At 54.0% G+C, this 18,891-nt stretch carries 12 protein-coding genes; 7 read left to right on the forward strand and 5 right to left on the reverse strand.

Annotated features, from left to right (window positions below):
- Window positions 1-3: 3 nt before the first annotated feature.
- Together garR and IV04_RS16990 are read left to right on the forward strand one after the other, a co-directional pair.
- Window positions 4-894 (forward strand): 2-hydroxy-3-oxopropionate reductase, encoded by an 891-nt coding sequence (garR, locus tag IV04_RS16985; RefSeq protein WP_152562905.1) that lies wholly within the window; start codon window positions 4-6, stop codon window positions 892-894.
- A gap of 84 nt (window positions 895-978) precedes the next feature.
- A complete protein-coding gene (locus IV04_RS16990) occupies window positions 979-2,115 on the forward strand; it encodes a glycerate kinase (protein ID WP_037401871.1) in 1,137 nt (378 codons plus the stop codon).
- 37 nt (window positions 2,116-2,152) lie between these two features.
- On the opposite strand, the gene barA is transcribed toward IV04_RS16990, so the two are convergent.
- Window positions 2,153-4,885 carry a two-component sensor histidine kinase BarA gene (gene barA, locus IV04_RS16995; RefSeq protein WP_037401874.1) on the reverse strand — a complete coding sequence of 911 codons (2,733 nt, stop codon included), beginning with the start codon at window positions 4,883-4,885 and terminating at the stop codon, window positions 2,153-2,155.
- A 64-nt stretch (window positions 4,886-4,949) separates the two neighbouring features.
- Between barA and rlmD the strand changes: the two genes are divergently transcribed.
- From rlmD to eno, 5 genes are all read left to right on the forward strand, one after another.
- Window positions 4,950-6,293 (forward strand): 23S rRNA (uracil(1939)-C(5))-methyltransferase RlmD, encoded by a 1,344-nt coding sequence (gene rlmD, locus IV04_RS17000; RefSeq protein ID WP_037401877.1) that lies wholly within the window; start codon window positions 4,950-4,952, stop codon window positions 6,291-6,293.
- A gap of 9 nt (window positions 6,294-6,302) precedes the next feature.
- Window positions 6,303-8,537, forward strand: coding sequence for a GTP diphosphokinase (gene relA / locus IV04_RS17005; RefSeq protein WP_037401880.1), 2,235 nt, complete (start codon window positions 6,303-6,305; stop codon window positions 8,535-8,537).
- Window positions 8,538-8,592: 55 nt separating this feature from the next.
- A complete protein-coding gene (mazG, locus tag IV04_RS17010; RefSeq protein ID WP_037401883.1) occupies window positions 8,593-9,387 on the forward strand; it encodes a nucleoside triphosphate pyrophosphohydrolase in 795 nt (264 codons plus the stop codon).
- A gap of 363 nt (window positions 9,388-9,750) precedes the next feature.
- Complete coding sequence (gene pyrG / locus IV04_RS17015; protein WP_037401886.1) at window positions 9,751-11,388, forward strand: glutamine hydrolyzing CTP synthase; 1,638 nt, start codon at window positions 9,751-9,753, stop codon at window positions 11,386-11,388.
- An 85-nt stretch (window positions 11,389-11,473) separates the two neighbouring features.
- Window positions 11,474-12,769 carry a phosphopyruvate hydratase gene (gene eno, locus IV04_RS17020; protein WP_037401888.1) on the forward strand — a complete coding sequence of 432 codons (1,296 nt, stop codon included), beginning with the start codon at window positions 11,474-11,476 and terminating at the stop codon, window positions 12,767-12,769.
- A gap of 105 nt (window positions 12,770-12,874) precedes the next feature.
- Here the strand turns inward: eno and IV04_RS17025 are convergent, their stop codons facing one another.
- The 4 genes from IV04_RS17025 to hutU form a co-directional block, all read right to left on the reverse strand.
- Window positions 12,875-13,456, reverse strand: coding sequence for a response regulator transcription factor (locus IV04_RS17025; RefSeq protein WP_037401891.1), 582 nt, complete (start codon window positions 13,454-13,456; stop codon window positions 12,875-12,877).
- Between the two features lie 390 nt (window positions 13,457-13,846).
- The gene (locus IV04_RS17030; RefSeq protein ID WP_037401894.1) at window positions 13,847-15,235 is read right to left on the reverse strand and encodes an amino acid permease; all 1,389 of its coding nucleotides are present in this window, start codon (window positions 15,233-15,235) and stop codon (window positions 13,847-13,849) included.
- A 167-nt stretch (window positions 15,236-15,402) separates the two neighbouring features.
- On the reverse strand, window positions 15,403-16,938 hold the full coding sequence (gene hutH, locus IV04_RS17035) for a histidine ammonia-lyase (RefSeq protein ID WP_037401895.1): 1,536 nt from the start codon (window positions 16,936-16,938) through the stop codon (window positions 15,403-15,405).
- On the reverse strand, window positions 16,935-18,626 hold the full coding sequence (gene hutU, locus IV04_RS17040; protein ID WP_037401898.1) for a urocanate hydratase: 1,692 nt from the start codon (window positions 18,624-18,626) through the stop codon (window positions 16,935-16,937). Before hutU ends, hutH begins: the two co-directional genes overlap by 4 nt.
- Window positions 18,627-18,891: the final 265 nt, after the last annotated feature.

Below are 18,891 nucleotides of genomic sequence, written 5' to 3' on the forward strand. Positions count from 1 at the left end.
GGAATGAGGATGAAAATCGGATTTATTGGCTTGGGCATTATGGGCAAGCCCATGAGCAAAAACCTGCTGAAAGCGGGTTATTCACTGGTGGTGATGGATCGTAATACCGACGTGGTGGCCGAACTGGTCGAGCTGGGGGCCGATGTGGTCGCTACTCCGAAAGCCGTGGCAGCACAAAGCGATATCGTGATCACCATGCTGCCGAATTCCCCACAGGTACGGGAGGTCGCGCTGGGGGAAAATGGCATTATTGAGGGGGCCAAAGCGGGCACGGTGCTGATCGACATGAGCTCCATCGCTCCGCTGGCAAGTCGTGAAATCAGCGCTGCGCTGGCCGCTAAACAGATTGCCATGCTCGATGCCCCGGTGAGCGGTGGCGAACCCAAGGCGATAGATGCCACGTTGTCGGTGATGGTTGGTGGCGATAAAGAGGTGTTCGATCGCTGTTTTGAAGTGATGAAAACCATGGCTGGCTCGGTGGTGCATACCGGTGATATTGGTGCCGGTAACGTGACCAAGCTGGCGAACCAGGTGATTGTGGCGCTGAATATTGCAGCGATGTCCGAAGCGCTGGTGCTGGCAACCAAAGCCGGAGTGGATCCGGATCTGGTGTATCAGGCGATCCGTGGCGGGTTGGCGGGCAGTACGGTATTAGAGGCCAAAGCGCCGATGGTGATGGATCGCAATTTCAAACCGGGTTTCCGCATTGATCTGCACATTAAAGATCTGGCCAATGCGCTGGATACTTCACATAGCGTGGGTGCCCAGTTGCCGCTGACTGCTGCAGTGATGGAAATGATGCAGGCGCTGCGTGCCGATGGCCTTGGCAATGCCGATCACAGTGCGCTGGCGTGTTATTACGAGAAATTAGCCAAAACAGAAGTCACCCGCTAGGGCACCAGAGGTTGCGTCCGTGAAGCCAGATGGGCCGCATGTCTCGGCCCTTACTGGCTTGGGGCGCCAGGGAACTTACAGCTTATGAAAATAGTGATTGCGCCGGACTCATACAAAGAAAGCCTTTCAGCACTTGAAGTGGCCTCGTGTATTGAAGCCGGATTTCGGGAGATTTTCCCACAGGCTGACTACCTGAAGCTGCCAATGGCAGACGGAGGCGAGGGAACGGTGGAGGTGATGGTTGCCGCCACTTCGGGCCGCAAAATTGACGTGGAAGTCACCGGGCCACTGGGTGAAAAAGTAATGGCCTTTTTTGGTCTGTCCGGTGATGGGCAGTGCGCTTTTATCGAAATGGCGGCGGCCAGTGGGCTGGAGTTAGTGCCGGGGCAACGGCGTAACCCGCTGAAAACCACCTCTTACGGTACCGGTGAACTGATTCGCTGTGCGCTGGATCAGGGCGTTCAGCATTGCATTATCGGCATCGGCGGCAGTGCCACTAACGATGGCGGTGCGGGCATGGTTCAGGCATTGGGGGCCCGATTGCTGGATAACCAGGGGGAAGAGCTTGGCTTTGGTGGCGCAGCCTTGGCCCGCCTGGCGAGTATTGATATCAGCGAGCTGGATCCACGTATCCAGCAGTGCAAATTTGAGATTGCCTGTGATGTTACCAATCCACTGACCGGTAACAACGGGGCGTCGGCGATTTTTGGCCCGCAGAAAGGCGCTACGCCGCAGATGGTTGAACAGCTCGATCTCGCTCTGCAACATTATGCTCAAATGATCAAATACTGGTTAGATATCGATGTTGAGCAGGTCGCGGGAGCGGGGGCTGCCGGGGGAATGGGGGCGGCGTTATTGGCCTTCTGCCGGGCGGAGCTGCGGCAGGGGATTGAGATCGTCACGGATGCGTTGGGGCTGGATGCTCTGGTGCGTGATGCGACGTTAGTGATCACTGGTGAAGGGCGGCTCGATAGCCAAAGCATCAATGGCAAAGTGCCGATCGGTGTGGCCAGGGTGGCCAAGCGCTATCACAAGCCAGTGATTGGCATTGCCGGTAGCCTGAGTTCAGACGTCAGCGTGGTGCATCAGCACGGTGTTGATGCGGTGTTCAGCGTGCTGTATCGCATCTGTACGCTGGAAGAAGCATTGGCTGATGCCGGGGAAAACGTGCGTATGACGGCGCGCAATATTGCTGCGGTTCTCAAACTCGGCCAACAGTAAATTGCTTCGCCCCTTTCCGCTAGAAAGGGGCGCAACGTTATTCCAGATAGAACCGTACTTCGGTATTCACCAGTTCTATCTCATCCAGTAATTCCAGCCATTCGGGTTCTAAATCGAGGCTGTTGACCCCCTGTCGCAACTGCTGCTCAATGTAGTAACACAACTGCTTGAGGCGCGGTACGCCGCTGTAACTGCAACTGCCGTGCAGTTTGTGGATCAGATCGAGAATATTATCGTCGGGCTTGCCTTCCAGCAGCGCTTTTATCCGTTCACTGACTTCGGGCAGAAACTCCACCAGCATCTGCAACAGATCGCGGGCCAAATCTTCTTTATTGGCCGCCTGACGTAGGGCCAATTGCCAGTCTAACGACAAGGGATGTTCTGTTACATTGCGCGGAACCACCGCCTCTTGTATGACTTCGTGGGTGTGATAACGGGCCAATACCTGCGTCAGCATGGCCTCATCGATCGGTTTAGCCAGATAGTCGTCCATGCCTGCCTGCAACAGATACTCGCGTTCGCCGCTGATCGCATGAGCCGTGACCGCGACGATCGGCGTGGAGTTGTGATGTGGCATCTGGCGGATCAGCTCACCGGCACGAATACCATCGACATTCGGCATCTGGATGTCCATCAGGATCATATCCAGCACGTTGTCGCGCGCCAGCGCGATCGCTTCTTCACCGCTGCCGCACAGCAGCGTTTTTTCTACCTGCTCCGCCAGCAAGGTGCCAATCAGTTTCAGGTTGGCGGGATTATCGTCCACGGCCATCACTGTCAACGGCAGACGTTTGCGCACTGGTGGTGTTACCGCTGTGTATTGGCTTTCCATGCGCAACAGCGGATACAGACGATGGCTGGTGATAGGTTTAATCAGGCAACCCATGGCACCGAGTTTTTTCATCTCTTCGGCATCAACCTGCGCTTGGCTTGGCAAGGCAAGGATCACCCGGCTGGTCACTTTCAGCGCCTCAAGCAGTTTGTCCCGATGCTGAGGAACGCTGTCGTGATAGGGGATCGGGACGCCGAGCAGCAAGAAGTCGTAATCGTTTGTGGGCAATTTCCCCAGCGTTGGCGAATGGGTGACGATCAGTTGGGTGACGCTCAGCATCGCGATTGTCGCCTGAGCGGCAGCCGGGTTGGCTTCGATATAAGCCAGGGTTTTGCCACGCAGATCCGGCAGGCTTGGCGGCAGCGACAGCATGCCCTCATTCAGATCGAGCGTAATGTTGAACCAGAAGGTTGAACCCCGATTGACCTGGCTGTAGAAGCTGATATCCCCCCCCATTTCTTTCACCAGTTTCTGGGTGATCACCAGGCCCAGGCCGGTGCCGCCGTGGCGGCGAGAAATGCTGGCATCCGCCTGGCGGAATGCCTGGAACAGTTGCGATTGCTGTTTTTCAGAAATGCCGATGCCGGTATCGTGGATCTGTACTTCCAATTCCACCTGCCGTTCCAACTGATTACGCAGTTCGACGCGGATATCGATATTGCCGGTCTCGGTGAATTTGACGGCATTACCCAGCAAGTTGGTGATCACCTGTTGCAGGCGCAGCGAATCGCCAATCACCTGTTCCGGCACATCGTTCTGCACATCCAGCGTCAGCTCCAGCCCTTTTTCGTGGGCGCTGGGGGCGAGCAGCACGATCACTTCATCCAGGGTTTCACGCAGCGAGAACGGGATGTGCTCCAGTATCAGTTTACCCGCTTCCAGTTTCGAGAAGTCCAGCACGTCGTTGATGATGGTCAGCAGATTATTTGCCGAACGTTCAATGGTTTGCAGATAATCTTTCTGCGTACCGCTCAGTGTGGTTTTCAGCATCTGGCGGGTAAAGCCGATGACACCGTTCAACGGTGTACGCAATTCATGGGACATATTGGCCAGGAATTCAGACTTGATACGCGCGGCTTCCTGAGCACGCTTTTTGGCCAGATCCAGTTCAACGTTCTGGATCTCCATCTGCTCCAGCGTTTCGCGCAGATCGGAGGTGGCCTGATCGATATTCTGCTGCATTTCCTCGTGATAGGCGGTCAGCGACATTGCCATGGAGTTAATGCCGTTTTTCAGCATATGCAGTTCGCCGAGCATAAAGCCTTCTACCCGGCTGTCGAGCTGGCCCCGGCGGATCCGGTCGACGGTATTGACCATATTGCGGATCGGGCCGGTTACGTCACGCATCAGGCGGTAGGCGAACAGGACCGCGATACACATACACAGCAGCAACAGCATGGTGGAGACGAACACTTCTTTGTATTGCTGCAAGCGTACCGATTTTAGATCCAGCTCGATCGCCACATAGCCAAGCCGGTTATCGGCATGGGTTTCGTTGCCGCTACTGTCGTCTGGATAGGGGTTTTCTGACAGGATTGGGGTACGCAGGATCAGCGAATCGCCACGCCGGGTCAACATCAGTTCTGTCGGCAATGGCACATCTTGTGGCAACTGCAGTTTGTTGTAATTGTGATGATAATTGGAAGTGACGAAGAGATTGTTTTGCGCATCAAACACGGTTATCGCACGCACAATGTCCGAGTGGCGGCGATGCAGCAGGCTAACCAACTGCCTGACCGATTCACGGCTACGGAAAGTCATACCGTATTCGCTGGCAACCGCCAGGGGTTCGATGATACTGGCACCAGAATCAACTAACTGTTCCTGCAACTCGTTGTAGCGGTGAACCACAAAGAAGGTACTGAGCAACAAACCGATCAGTAACGTCGGTGCCAAAATCAGTATCATCATGCGTGCACGCAGGCTGTATTTGGTCATGGGCATCCAATGTGGGAGAATTGAGTTAATCCTAGCTTAGTGAACCAACACTCAATCGACAATTATGGCTCAATTCTACTCCCCCAAGCGCCGCATGACGACCCGCCCAGCACGACAAATATTGACTATAACGGTAACGGACCTCGATCCGTTCGGCCAGGGAGTGGCACATCATGAGGGTAAAGCGGTTTTTATCCCGGGTGTATTACCAGGGGAACAGGCGGAAATTCAACTGGTGGAAGAGAAACGCCAGTATGCCAAAGGCACATTGAAACGCCTGCTGAGCCACAGCCCACAACGGGTTGAGCCGCGTTGCCCGCATTTTAGTCGCTGTGGTGGGTGTCAGCAGCAGCATGCATCTGTGGCGTTGCAACAGCAGAGCAAGGCGGCTGCGCTGACAAGAATAATTAGCCGGGAAACCGGTGTGACGCCGCAGTCGGAGCCGGTGATCGCCGGGCCTGAGTACGGTTATCGGCGGCGGGCCCGTTTGGGGTTGTTGTGGCAACCGCAGCAGCAAAAACTGTTGATGGGGTTTCATCAGTCAGCTTCGGCTGATTTGATCGAGGTGAAACAGTGCCCGGTATTGGCCCCTGAGCTGGAGCAACTGCTGGAACCGTTGCGGGTATGCCTTAATGGTTTGCAGGTTGCCAAACATCTGGGCCACGCTGAACTGGTGCTGGCTGATAACGGCCCGCTGCTGGTGTTGCGCCATTTGGCCGCCTTGAAAGCCACCGATCGGCAAGCGCTAGAGAGGTTTGCACAACAGAGGCAAGTGACGGTTTATTTGGCTCCAGACAGCGATAAGCTTGAAAAGCTGTGCGGTGAAGTGCCGTATTATCAGGTTGACGGGCTAAGCTTAACGTTCAGCCCACGCGATTTTATTCAGGTTAACGACGCGGTAAATCAGCAAATGGTGGCCCAGGCTCTTGAATGGCTGGAGATTGGGCCCAATGATCGCATACTGGATCTATTCTGCGGGATGGGTAACTTCACCTTACCGCTGGCCCGGCGTGCCAAAGCGGTAGTCGGCATCGAAGGTGTTGCCACGCTGGTAGCGAATGGGCAATATAATGCGCATAAGAATTTGCTGAGTAATCTGTCTTTTTTCCATGAGAATCTGGAGGATGACGTTGCGCGGCAGCCTTGGGCAGCACAAGGGTTTGATAAAGTGATGTTGGATCCTGCCCGTGCTGGTGCGGCTGGAGTCATGTCGCACATTGTAAAGCTGGCACCAGAGCGGGTGGTTTATGTTTCCTGTAACCCCACGACGCTGGCACGTGACAGTAAAGTGTTACTGGACGCCGGTTACCGTCTTGCCCGTGTGCGGATGTTAGATATGTTTCCGCATACGGGGCATCTTGAATCCATGGCGCTGTTTATCCAAACGCCTGGAGTCGCTGCAAAGTAGGGAGAAAGTATGGTTGCGGTAAGAAGTGCACATCTGAATACGGCGGGGGAATTCGCTCTTGATGATTGGATTGCCAGCCTGGGGCTACTTAACCCGCAGTCATGTGAGCGATTAGCCGCAACCTGGCGCTACTGCGAGCAGCAGACCAAGAGCCATGCTGACGCCCCGCTGTTGCTGTGGCGCGGCGTGGAAATGGTAGAAATCCTCTCGACCCTCAGCATGGACAACGACAGCATGCGCGCTGCGTTGCTGTTCCCGCTGGTGGATGCTGGTATTGTGCCGGAAGATGCCCTGACCGAAGCCTTTGGCCCCGGTATTACCTCGCTGGTGCATGGTGTGCGTGATATGGACGCCATTCGCCAACTGAAAGCCACGCATAACGACTCGAACAGTTCCGAACAGGTTGATAACGTGCGCCGCATGTTGCTGGCGATGGTGGAAGATTTCCGCTGCGTGGTGATCAAACTGGCGGAGCGGATAGCCCATCTGCGTGAGGTCAAAGACGCGCCGGAAGATGAACGCGTGTTGGCCGCCAAAGAGTGCTTCAACATCTATGCCCCGTTGGCTAACCGCCTGGGCATCGGCCAACTGAAGTGGGAGCTGGAGGATTTCTGCTTCCGCTACCTGCACCCGGACGAATACAAACGTATTGCCAAATTGCTGCACGAGCGCCGTATCGACCGTGAGCATTTTATTGATGACTTTGTTGCTGCGTTGCGTAAGGCGATGGAGGATGAAAGCGTCAAGGCGGACATTTATGGCCGCCCGAAACATATCTACAGCATCTGGCGCAAGATGCAGAAAAAATCGCTGGCGTTTGATGAGCTGTTTGATGTACGTGCGGTGCGCGTGGTGGTGGAGCGTTTGCAGGATTGCTACGCAGCGTTGGGTATTGTGCATACCCATTTCCGCCATCTGCCGGATGAGTTTGACGATTACGTCGCCAACCCGAAACCCAACGGCTATCAATCAATTCATACCGTGGTGCTTGGGCCACACGGTAAAACGCTGGAAATCCAGATCCGTACCCGCCAGATGCATGAAGACGCTGAACTGGGTGTGGCTGCGCACTGGAAGTACAAAGAAGGTGCTGTGGTCACCGCCCGTTCTGGCTATGAAGAGCGGATTGCCTGGCTGCGTAAGCTGATCGCCTGGCAGGAAGAGATGGCGGATTCGGGCGAAATGCTCGATGAAGTGCGCAGCCAGGTGTTTGACGATCGCGTCTATGTGTTTACCCCGAAAGGTGACGTGATCGACCTGCCTGCGGGCTCAACGCCATTGGATTTTGCCTACCATATTCACAGCGATGTCGGCCACCGTTGCATTGGTGCCAAAATTGGTGGCCGCATCGTGCCATTTACTTACCAGTTGCAGATGGGCGATCAGATTGAAGTGATCACCCAGAAAAAACCCAACCCCAGCCGCGATTGGCTGAATCCAAACCTTGGCTATATCACCACTAGCCGTGGGCGTTCGAAGATCCACAACTGGTTCCGCAAGCAGGATCGTGACAAAAACATCCTGGCCGGGCGGCAGATGCTGGACAACGAACTGGAGCACCTGGGCATCAGCCTGAAAGAGGCCGAAAAGCTGCTGATCCCGCGTTATAACGTCAATTCGCTGGATGAAGTGCTGGCCGGGATTGGCGGTGGGGATATTCGCCTAAATCAGATGGTGAATTTCCTGCAAGGCAAGCTCAACAAGCCAAGTGCCGAAGAGCAGGATCGCCAGGCACTGCGCCAGCTGACGCAGCAGAAAGCCTCACCTGCCTTAGCCCGTAGCAAAGACAATGGCCGCGTGGTGGTAGAGGGCGTCGGCAATCTGATGCACCATATTGCACGCTGCTGCCAGCCGATCCCGGGTGACGATATCATTGGCTTTATCACGCAAGGGCGGGGGATTTCGATCCACCGGGCGGATTGCGATCAACTGGCCGATCTGCAATCCCACGCGCCGGAACGCATTGTTGATGCCGTTTGGGGTGAGAGCTATTCCAGCGGTTACTCGCTGGTGGTGCGCGTAATGGCGAACGATCGCAGTGGTTTGCTGCGTGATATCACCACTATTCTGGCGAACGAAAAGGTCAACGTGTTGGGTGTCGCCAGCCGGAGTGATACCAAAAAGCAGTTGGCCACTATCGATATGGACATCGAGATCTACAACCAGCAGGTGCTGGGGCGCGTGTTGGCCAAACTTAACCAGTTGCCGGATGTGATTGACGCCAAGCGTTTGCACGGTAAGTGATTTTCCCCCCTCAGGGCTCAGCGTGCTGAGCCTTTGATTATTCAGAGAGTTGTTCATGACCCAATCTACCCCGTTGCAACGCCTGCTGACCATCATGAAAACCTTGCGCGATCCGCAGTCCGGTTGCCCTTGGGATCGTCAACAGACTTTTGCGACGATTGCGCCTTATACGCTGGAAGAAACTTACGAAGTGCTGGATGCCATTGAGCGCCAGGATTACGCCGAGCTGCGTGATGAGCTGGGGGATCTGCTGTTCCAGGTGGTGTTTTATGCCCAGATGGGGCAAGAGCAGGGGCTGTTTGATTTTGACCAGATCTGCAATGCCATCAGCGACAAGCTGGAACGCCGCCATCCACACATTTTTGGTGAAGCCGATGCTGCTGATAGTGAAGCGGTTTCAGCCCGTTGGGAGCAATTGAAGGCCGGGGAGCGTGCCGAGAAAGCGCTGCATTCGGCGCTGGATGATATCCCGAATGCTTTGCCTGCGCTGATGAAAGCCCATAAAATCCAGAAACGCTGTGCGGCGGTTGGTTTTGACTGGAACACGCTAGGGCCGGTGCTGGACAAGGTCTATGAAGAGATCGACGAAGTGATGCACGAAGCGCAGCAGGCGGTGGTTGACGAGCAGAAGCTGGAAGAGGAGATTGGCGACCTGCTGTTTGCCACGGTTAATCTTTCCCGCCATCTTGGCCATAAGGCTGAAAATGCCCTGCAAGCCGCCAACCGCAAGTTTGAACGCCGTTTCCGCCAGGTGGAAGAGATCGTGCAGCAGCGTGGCCTGAAGATGGAACAGGCGACGTTGGAACAGATGGAAGAAGCCTGGCAGCAAGTGAAACAGCAGGAAAATTAATCAGAATCTCGGCGTTGAGCTGCATCACTTGTTTGATCGACAACAAGGTTTGCGCTCGCTGAAACGGTTAAGCTCGCAGCCCTATCTTGTTGAGCTGCGCATTCTGTGGCAGAAAAGTCAACAAACTGAATTGTAAGGTGTTTTATTACGGCGAAGGCAGTTTACCGACAGGGTTGCAAGCTAACCTGTTGTTTTAAAAAGATAGAGAGAGTGACGCTAGCTGACTAAACCTGAATGAACTCACGGCGGTGATAGAGATGATGGATGGCAAAACGATCGTTTGTAGGTCTAGAGAGGTTCGGGTATACTACTTTCCCGTCCTGGTTCTTCCATCGTCTTTAAACCTAAACTCTCAGGTTCAGCATGACAACTAATTATATTTTTGTGACCGGCGGGGTCGTTTCCTCTCTGGGTAAAGGCATTGCCGCAGCCTCCTTGGCGGCTATTCTCGAAGCCCGTGGCCTCAACGTTACCATCATGAAACTGGACCCGTACATCAACGTGGATCCGGGCACCATGAGCCCGATTCAGCATGGGGAAGTTTTCGTCACCGAAGACGGCGCAGAAACCGATCTGGATCTGGGTCACTACGAGCGCTTCATCCGCACCAAAATGACGCGTCGTAACAACTTCACCACTGGCCGAATCTATTCCGATGTGCTGCGTAAAGAGCGCCGTGGTGACTATCTGGGCGCTACCGTACAGGTTATCCCGCACATTACCAATGCCATTAAAGAACGCATCATCGAAGGCGCAGAAGGCCACGATGTGGTGCTGGTTGAGGTTGGCGGTACCGTCGGCGATATCGAATCCCTGCCGTTCCTGGAAGCCATTCGTCAGATGGCGGTTGAAGTGGGCCGCGAGCACACGCTGTACATGCATCTGACGCTGGTGCCGTATCTGGCGGCAGCCGGTGAAGTGAAAACCAAACCGACCCAGCATTCTGTCAAAGAGCTGCTTTCCATCGGTATTCAGCCGGATGTGCTGATCTGCCGTTCCGATCGCACCGTGCCAGCCAACGAACGCGCAAAAATTGCCTTGTTCTGTAACGTGCCGGAAAAAGCGGTTATCTCGCTAAAAGACATTGATTCTATTTATAAAATCCCAAGCCTATTGAAATCTCAGGGGCTGGACGACTATATTTGTAAACGATTCAGCCTGAATGCGCCGGAAGCTAACCTGGCCGAATGGGAGCAGGTGGTTTACGAAGAAGCCAATCCGGGCGGCGAAGTGACCATCGGTATGGTCGGCAAATATGTCGAACTGCCTGATGCTTATAAGTCGGTGATTGAAGCGCTGAAGCACGGTGGCCTGAAAAACCGTCTGACCGTCAACATCAAGCTGATCGATTCGCAGGATGTTGAAACTCGCGGTGTTGATGTCCTGAAAGGGCTGGATGCGATTTTGATCCCAGGTGGCTTTGGCTATCGTGGCGTGGAAGGTAAGGTCATGACCGCGCAATACGCGCGTGAAAACAACATTCCTTATCTGGGCATCTGCCTGGGTATGCAGGTGGCACTGATTGAATTCGCCCGTAACGTGGTGGGTATGAAAGATGCCAACTCAACCGAGTTTGTGCCAGATTGTAAGTACCCGGTGGTGGCGCTAATCACCGAATGGCGCGATGAAGACGGTAACGTTGAAGTGCGCAGTGAAGAAAGTGATTTGGGCGGCACGATGCGCGTTGGCGGGCAGCAATGCCACCTGACGGAAAACAGCCTGGTGCGCCAGATGTACGGTGAACCAACGATTATCGAGCGCCATCGTCACCGTTATGAAGTTAACAACATGCTGTTGAAGCAGATCGAGGCGGCAGGTTTACGCGTTGCTGGCCGTTCTGCGGATAACAAGCTGGTTGAGATTATCGAGCTGCCTAACCATCCTTGGTTTGTCGCTTGTCAGTTCCACCCGGAGTTTACTTCGACGCCGCGTGATGGGCATCCGCTGTTCGCTGGTTTTGTTAAAGCGGCGGGTGATTATCAGAAGCGTCAGGTGAAATAAGAGTTTTTAGTCAGCAACGCGCGGCCAAAACCGCGCGTTGTTTGTCTGTAGTTTTAGTTTAACTTGTGACTTGAGGAAAACCCATATGTCCAAAATTGTGAAAGTCATTGGCCGTGAAATCATCGACTCACGCGGCAACCCAACTGTTGAAGCCGAAGTGCATCTGGAAGGCGGTTTCGTTGGTCTGGCTGCTGCGCCGTCAGGGGCTTCTACCGGTTCTCGCGAAGCGCTGGAACTGCGTGACGGTGACAAATCTCGTTTCCTGGGTAAAGGCGTACTGAAAGCGGTTGCTGCAGTAAATGGCCCAATCGCTCAGGCAGTAATGGGTAAAGATGCCAAAGACCAGGCTAACATCGACAAGATCATGATCGAACTGGACGGCACCGAGAACAAATCCCAGTTTGGTGCTAACGCCATCCTGGCGGTTTCTCTGGCTGCTGCCAAGGCTGCTGCTGCTTCCAAAGGCATGCCGCTGTACGAGCACATTGCTGAACTGAACGGCACCCCAGGTAAATTCTCTATGCCTCTGCCGATGATGAACATCATCAACGGCGGCGAGCACGCTGACAACAACGTTGATATTCAAGAGTTTATGATTCAACCGGTTGGCGCGAAGAGCCTGAAAGAAGCCGTGCGTATGGGTTCTGAAGTGTTCCATCACCTGGCAAAAGTGCTGAAAGCCAAAGGCATGAACACCGCAGTGGGCGACGAAGGTGGCTATGCGCCAAACCTGGGTTCTAACGCCGAAGCATTGGCAGTTATCGCTGAAGCAGTGAAAGCGGCAGGCTATGAGCTGGGTAAAGATATTACTCTGGCAATGGACTGTGCAGCTTCTGAATTCTACAAAGATGGCAAATACGTGCTGGCTGGTGAAGGCAACAAAGCGTTCACCTCCGAAGAGTTCACCCACTTCCTGGAAGATCTGACCAAGCAGTATCCAATCGTGTCTATCGAAGACGGTCTGGATGAATCTGACTGGGCTGGTTTTGCTTACCAGACCAAAGTGCTGGGCGACAAGATCCAACTGGTTGGTGACGATCTGTTCGTAACCAACACCAAGATCCTGAAAGAAGGCATCGATAAAGGCATCGCTAACTCTATCCTGATCAAATTCAACCAGATCGGTTCTCTGACCGAGACTCTGGCTGCGATCAAGATGGCGAAAGACGCGGGTTACACTGCGGTGATCTCTCACCGTTCAGGTGAAACCGAAGACGCTACCATCGCTGACCTGGCGGTAGGTACTGCGGCTGGCCAGATCAAAACCGGTTCTATGAGCCGTTCCGATCGCGTTGCCAAGTACAACCAACTGATCCGTATTGAAGAAGCGCTGGGTAACCGTGCGCCGTTCAATGGCCTGAAAGAAGTTAAAGGTCAGTAATGTAATATTTATGACGGGGAGTGCTGATGGCATTCCCCGTTTTTTATTGCCAATAGTTGCCTTGCACGTTTTATATCCACCGTGCTTGATGTTGCACCGGGTTGGTTACAGCATCGCGATCATTTTCAGGAGTTCAACGCGGTTGCGAATACCGAATTTTTTGCTCGCATTATTCAGGTGTGAGTAGATTGTCTTCGGATGTAACTGCAATTGCCGGGCAATTGTCTCAATGCTGGTGCTACGTGCTATCTCACAAAGCACCGTGATTTCCCCTGGCGTAATTATCTTCGGTTGTTGTGTTCCCCACAGGTGACCGTTTGTTGTGGGCCTTTCTTGATTAATTAATAGCATGCACATTTCAAGTACGACATTGGTCTTCTCTTTTTTGTTCAATATTGCATCTGGGCGTGCGCGGGCGATCAGCGCCAAGATTAAAGGCGAGGCCTTCTCGATGAAAAAAAAAGTTTTAATTTTAGGGTTACATCTCCTAAGCCGCTCAAGAAACAGCAGATACTCTTCAAAAAGGTAAATTTGCTCTGGAAAGCTCATTATAACCAGATTTGGAGATATTCCCTCTGTGAATAATAAACTCATAGAAGGCCGCGATAAACAAATCATATCTTGCGCGAGTAAGGCCTTCATTCCGAGCTGACATAACGGTGAGTGGTCAATATAAATAATGTCCACGCTGATTCTCCTTTTCAGAAAATGCGCGCACTGTTCCACAGTATCAATATAATGTCATGGTTTATTTTATCCCTTTTATACCCGTCATACTTCAAGTCGCTTGAAGGCAGGTTCATCCAGGGCCAACACCAGAGCTGTTCAAAAAAATGCTATGCGTTTTTTGTCAAGTCACTCGCATTATTTGGGGAGTTGGGATGTTAATTACTGTAGGTAAAAGGAAGGTTATTGATAATATATTACTTATTTTTGTTGATATTGATGCTTAATGATTAAGGTATTTTAAGTAAATTGATTTTATTTATAAGAAAACGCTTGGCCTTTAAATAATTCGATGCGTAGATTCAGGGCAACCCACCGGAGTGAACTGCCCTGAATCAGTAAAATCTATTCTTACAGATTTTGCGCTGTGGCCACGGCGGATGGCGCTTTTTTGCGTACCCACAGCCAGTAGGCCGTAGTGAGGAGCGCTACCCAGATCAAACCGACATACAGCGCAATGCGGCTTTCCTCGAAGTACCCCAGCAGCCCGATCACAAACAGCATAAATGCCGTTGCGACTGCAGGCGCCACCGGCCACCAGGGCACCGGGAAGCTCAGTTGGCTCACCTGCTCTTTAGTCAACGTACGGCGCATGGCGATTTGCGAAAGCAGGATCATCAGCCACACCCAAACGGTGGCAAAGGTCGCGATTGAGGCAATGATCATGAAAATCTGTTTTGGAATGAAATAGTTGAGCACCACTGCCAGCAGCAGCGCGATAGACATTACCAACACCGTCATCCATGGGACTCCGCTGCTGGTCAGCTTAGAGAAACTTTTTGGTGCCTGGCCGTCATGGGCCATACCGTACATCATGCGCCCTGCGCCAAAGATATCGCTGTTGATGGCGGAGATAGCGGCGGTGATCACGACAACGTTCAACACGTTAGCGGCGGAACTGATGCCCAGGTTGCTGAAGATCTCCACGAACGGGCTGCCTTTTTGACCGATACTGTTCCACGGATAAATCGCCATCAGCACCAGCAAGGTCAGCACGTAGAATAACAGTATGCGTATCGGCACCGAGTTAATGGCTTTTGGTAGCACGGTGGCCGGATCCTTGGCTTCGCTGGCGGTAATCCCGATAATTTCAATACCGCCGAAGGCAAACATCACGACGGCTAGCGAAGCCACCACGCCACCAATGCCATTTGGCATAAAGCCGCCGTGTTGCCACAGGTTACTGAAGCCGGTGGCATCCTGTGCTTGACCGAAACCGAACATCATCACTGCCGCACCGCCGACGATCATCGCCACAATCGCCGCGACTTTCACCAGCGACAGCCAGAATTCCATTTCACCAAATACTTTGACGCTGCACAGGTTAAGCGCACCGATAAACATAATGATGCTCAAGACCCAGACCCACTGCGCAACATCCGGGAACCACAGCCCCATATAGATGCCGAAGGCTGTGACATCGGCCAGAGCCACGATCACCATCTCAAACGTGTAGGTCCAACCGGTAAGAAACCCGGCCAACGGGCCTAAGTAATGGCTTGCGTAGTGGCCGAAAGAACCGGAAACCGGCTGATGGACGGCCATTTCCCCCAGCGCTCGCATCACCATAAACACGGCTGCACCGCCAACCAAATAGGCTAGCAGCACGGCGGGGCCAGCCAGTTGAATCGCCCCGGCAGAACCGTAAAACAACCCGGTGCCGATGGCGGAACCCAAGGCCATAAAGCGAATGTGCCGTGCGTTCAAACCGCGCCGGAGTTGAGTTTTTTCGTTACGCATCTTGCTTCCCCGTTTTAGAGTTGTTGTCGGACAGGCAGCACTGTCCACACCGGAGGAACGAGCCCGGTGGGACAGAGTACGAACTTGCAGGATATATCCCTTTGGTTTTGCAAACCGCGAGCTGGTCAGCGGCGATTGGCAATCCATCGGGCAGGTTAGAGAAAACGCTAGGCCTGGCTAGGCAATAAGGCCGCTGGCATCAGCGATGTCAGATGACCGGCAGCCAACAGATGGCTTGCAGCTTCGATATCGGGAGCGAAGAAACGATCCTTATCGTAGTAGCTGACGTATTCGCGTAGCAGGCGGCGCGCCTGTTCCAGACCTTCGGTGGTTTGCAGACCTTGGCGCAGATCCAGCCCCTGGCAGGCTGCCAACCACTCCACCGCCAGGATACCGCGTACGTTATCGGCCATTTCCCACAGGCGGCGGCCCGCGGCGGGTGCCATCGAAACGTGATCTTCCTGGTTGGCAGAGGTCGGGATACTATCGACACTGGCGGGGTGCGCCAGCGCTTTGTTCTCGCTGGTCAGGGCTGCTGCCGTCACCTGAGCGATCATAAAGCCGGAGTTTACGCCACCGTTATCCACCAGGAATGGCGGTAACTGCGACATGTGTTTATCCATCATCAGAGAAATACGGCGTTCGGCGAGCGAACCCATTTCAGCGAACGCCAGCGCCAGATTGTCGGCAGCCATCGCCACCGGCTCGGCGTGGAAGTTACCGCCAGACAGCACATCGCCCTGCTCGGCAAATACCAGCGGGTTATCAGAAACCGCGTTGGCCTCGATCTCCAGCACTTCTGCCGCGTTGCGGATCTGCGTCAGGCAGGCACCCATCACCTGTGGTTGGCAGCGTAAAGAGTAAGGATCCTGTACCTTCTCACAATTGTGGTGCGAGTCAGAGACGGCACTGCGATCGCCTAACAGATGGCGGTAGGCGGCAGCGGCATCAATCTGGCCGCGTTGGCCGCGCACTGCGTGGATCCGGGCATCGAACGGGCTGCGGGAACCTAGCGCGGCTTCTACCGTCAGGCTGCCGGTGACGGTCGCGGCAGCATACAGATCTTCGGCATCAAACAGGCCACGCAGAGCAAAAGCGGCAGAAACCTGAGTGCCGTTCAACAGGGCCAGCCCTTCTTTGGCTGCCAACTGAAGCGGCTGCAGGCCTGCTTTAGCCAGCGCTTCAACCGCCGGTAACCATTCGCCCTGATAACGGGCTTGGCCTTCACCCAGCAATACCAGGCTCATGTGCGCCAGCGGGGCCAGATCGCCAGAAGCGCCGACGGAGCCTTTCAGCGGAATGTGCGGATAGACTTCTGCATTGACCAGCGCCATCAGAGCCTGAATCACTTCCAGACGGATGCCGGAAAAACCGCGCGACAGGCTGTTGATCTTCAGCACCATGATCAGGCGCACCAGGTTATCATCGGTCGCTGCACCCACTCCGGCTGCATGTGAAAGCACGATGGAACGTTGCAGATTTTCCAGATCCTCACGCGCAATACGGGTTGAGGCCAGCAGGCCAAAACCGGTGTTGATGCCATAGGTGGTGCGGTTTTCTGCCACAATGCGTTCTACGCAGGCGACGCTTTGTTGGATGGCACTATAAGCGCCGTCGTCAAGGGTCAGTTTGACCGGTTGCTGATACACTTGGCGCAGTTCGGCAAGCGTCAGTTTTCCTGGGCGGATAGTCAGCGCTTTCATGCTTTTTCTCCCTGAGTTGCCGCGATCATGGGCAGGTTCAGGCCTTGCTCGCACGCACAATCGATAGCAATATCATAGCCTGCATCGGCGTGGCGCATCACGCCAGTCGCCGGATCGTTATGCAGCACGCGGGCGATACGCTCAGCGGCCTCATCGGTGCCGTCACAGACGATCACCATCCCGGAATGTTGCGAGAAGCCCATACCGACGCCACCGCCGTGGTGCAGAGAAACCCAGGTCGCACCGCTGGCGGTATTCAGCAAGGCATTGAGTAGCGGCCAGTCTGATACTGCATCGGAACCGTCTTTCATGGATTCGGTTTCACGGTTCGGGCTGGAAACGGAACCGGAATCCAGATGATCGCGGCCAATCACGATGGGTGCGGACAGTTCACCACGGCGTACCATCTCGTTGAACGCCAGCCCCAACTTGGCCCGTTGGCCCAGGCCCACCCAGCAGATACGTGCTGGCAAACCCTGGAAGCTGATGCGTTCACGCGCCATATCCAACCAGCGATGCAGATGTTCATCATCCGGGATCAGCTCTTTCACCATGGCATCGGTTTTGTAGATATCTTGTGGATCGCCAGACAGCGCTGCCCAGCGGAACGGGCCAATACCACGGCAGAACAGTGGGCGGATATAGGCCGGAACAAAGCCAGGGAAATCGAAGGCATTATTGACCCCCATCTCTTTGGCCATCTGACGGATGTTGTTGCCGTAGTCAAAGGTTGGCACGCCCATTTTCTGGAACGCCAGCATGGCTTCAACATGTTCGGCCATGGATTGCTTGGCCGCGTTGACCACCAGCGCCGGTTCGGTCTGCGCACGGCGACGATACTCTTCCCAGCTCCAGCCTTTCGGCAGATAACCATTCAGCGGATCGTGAGCACTGGTCTGATCGGTAACCATATCTGGGCGCACGCCGCGTTTGACCAGTTCTGGCAGGATTTCTGCCGCGTTGCCACACAGCGCGATGGAAATGGCTTTGCCTTCGGCGGTGTAGCGCTTAATACGTGCCAGCGCGTCATCCAGATCGGTGGCCTGCTCATCAACGTAACGGGTTTTCAGGCGGAAATCGATACGGCTTTGTTGGCATTCGATATTCAGCGAACAAGCACCAGCCAGCGTAGCAGCCAGTGGCTGTGCACCGCCCATGCCACCGAGGCCAGCGGTTAACACCCAGCGCCCCTGCAGGCTGCCGTTATAATGCTGGCGGCCCGCTTCGACGAAGGTTTCATAGGTGCCTTGCACGATGCCTTGGCTACCGATATAGATCCAACTGCCGGCTGTCATCTGGCCGTACATTGCCAGGCCCTTGGCATCCAGTTCGTTGAAGTGTTCCCAGGTGGCCCAGTGCGGAACCAGGTTGGAGTTGGCGATCAGCACGCGTGGAGCATTGCTGTGGGTTTTGAATACACCGACCGGCTTGCCGGACTGCACCAGCAGGGTTTCGTCATCTTCCAGCTTTTTGAGGGTTTCGACAATTTTGTCGTAACAATCCCAATCACGGGCGGCGCGGCCTATACCACCGTATACCACTAATTCGTGTGGGTTTTCTGCCACTTCGGGATCGAGGTTGTTCATCAGCATACGCAGAGGGGCTTCGGTCAGCCAGCTCTTGGCATTTAATTGAGTGCCGCGTGGGGCGCGTATATCGACATTGCGAACTTTGTTATTTGCAGTCACAGCTATTTCCTCAAACAGTATCGGTACAAATCCTGTGGTGTCGCAGAGCACTCACCATGTGATAACAATGCGTCGGGATGATTAACATATACTTGTATGTACAAGCATATGCAACACTGACCAGTTAACGCTAAAAAAGCGGTGATGGAAATAAAATTATTATTTAAATCAATTTAATAGACGGTTTTTGAGCGGAGTGGACACGAATTTAACCCGGAAAAATAGTGAGCTAATGAACAAAAATGAATTAAAGTTGCGTCATTTT

Origin of the sequence: Serratia sp. Ag1 (assembly GCF_000743355.1) — a bacterium.
Lineage (GTDB): Bacteria > Pseudomonadota > Gammaproteobacteria > Enterobacterales > Enterobacteriaceae > Chania.

What these genes read in the sequence shown, in the direction of transcription:
- hutH (WP_037401895.1), bottom strand. Translation starts at nt 16,938, where the DNA reads ATGAAAGCGCTGACTATCCGCCCAGGAAAACTGACGCTTGCCGAACTG.
- pyrG (WP_037401886.1), top strand. Translation starts at nt 9,751, where the DNA reads ATGACAACTAATTATATTTTTGTGACCGGCGGGGTCGTTTCCTCTCTG.
- relA (WP_037401880.1), top strand. Translation starts at nt 6,303, where the DNA reads ATGGTTGCGGTAAGAAGTGCACATCTGAATACGGCGGGGGAATTCGCT.
- IV04_RS17030 (WP_037401894.1), bottom strand. Translation starts at nt 15,235, where the DNA reads ATGCGTAACGAAAAAACTCAACTCCGGCGCGGTTTGAACGCACGGCAC.
- IV04_RS16990 (WP_037401871.1), top strand. Translation starts at nt 979, where the DNA reads ATGAAAATAGTGATTGCGCCGGACTCATACAAAGAAAGCCTTTCAGCA.
- garR (WP_152562905.1), top strand. Translation starts at nt 4, where the DNA reads ATGAGGATGAAAATCGGATTTATTGGCTTGGGCATTATGGGCAAGCCC.
- barA (WP_037401874.1), bottom strand. Translation starts at nt 4,885, where the DNA reads ATGACCAAATACAGCCTGCGTGCACGCATGATGATACTGATTTTGGCA.
- rlmD (WP_037401877.1), top strand. Translation starts at nt 4,950, where the DNA reads ATGGCTCAATTCTACTCCCCCAAGCGCCGCATGACGACCCGCCCAGCA.
- mazG (WP_037401883.1), top strand. Translation starts at nt 8,593, where the DNA reads ATGACCCAATCTACCCCGTTGCAACGCCTGCTGACCATCATGAAAACC.
- eno (WP_037401888.1), top strand. Translation starts at nt 11,474, where the DNA reads ATGTCCAAAATTGTGAAAGTCATTGGCCGTGAAATCATCGACTCACGC.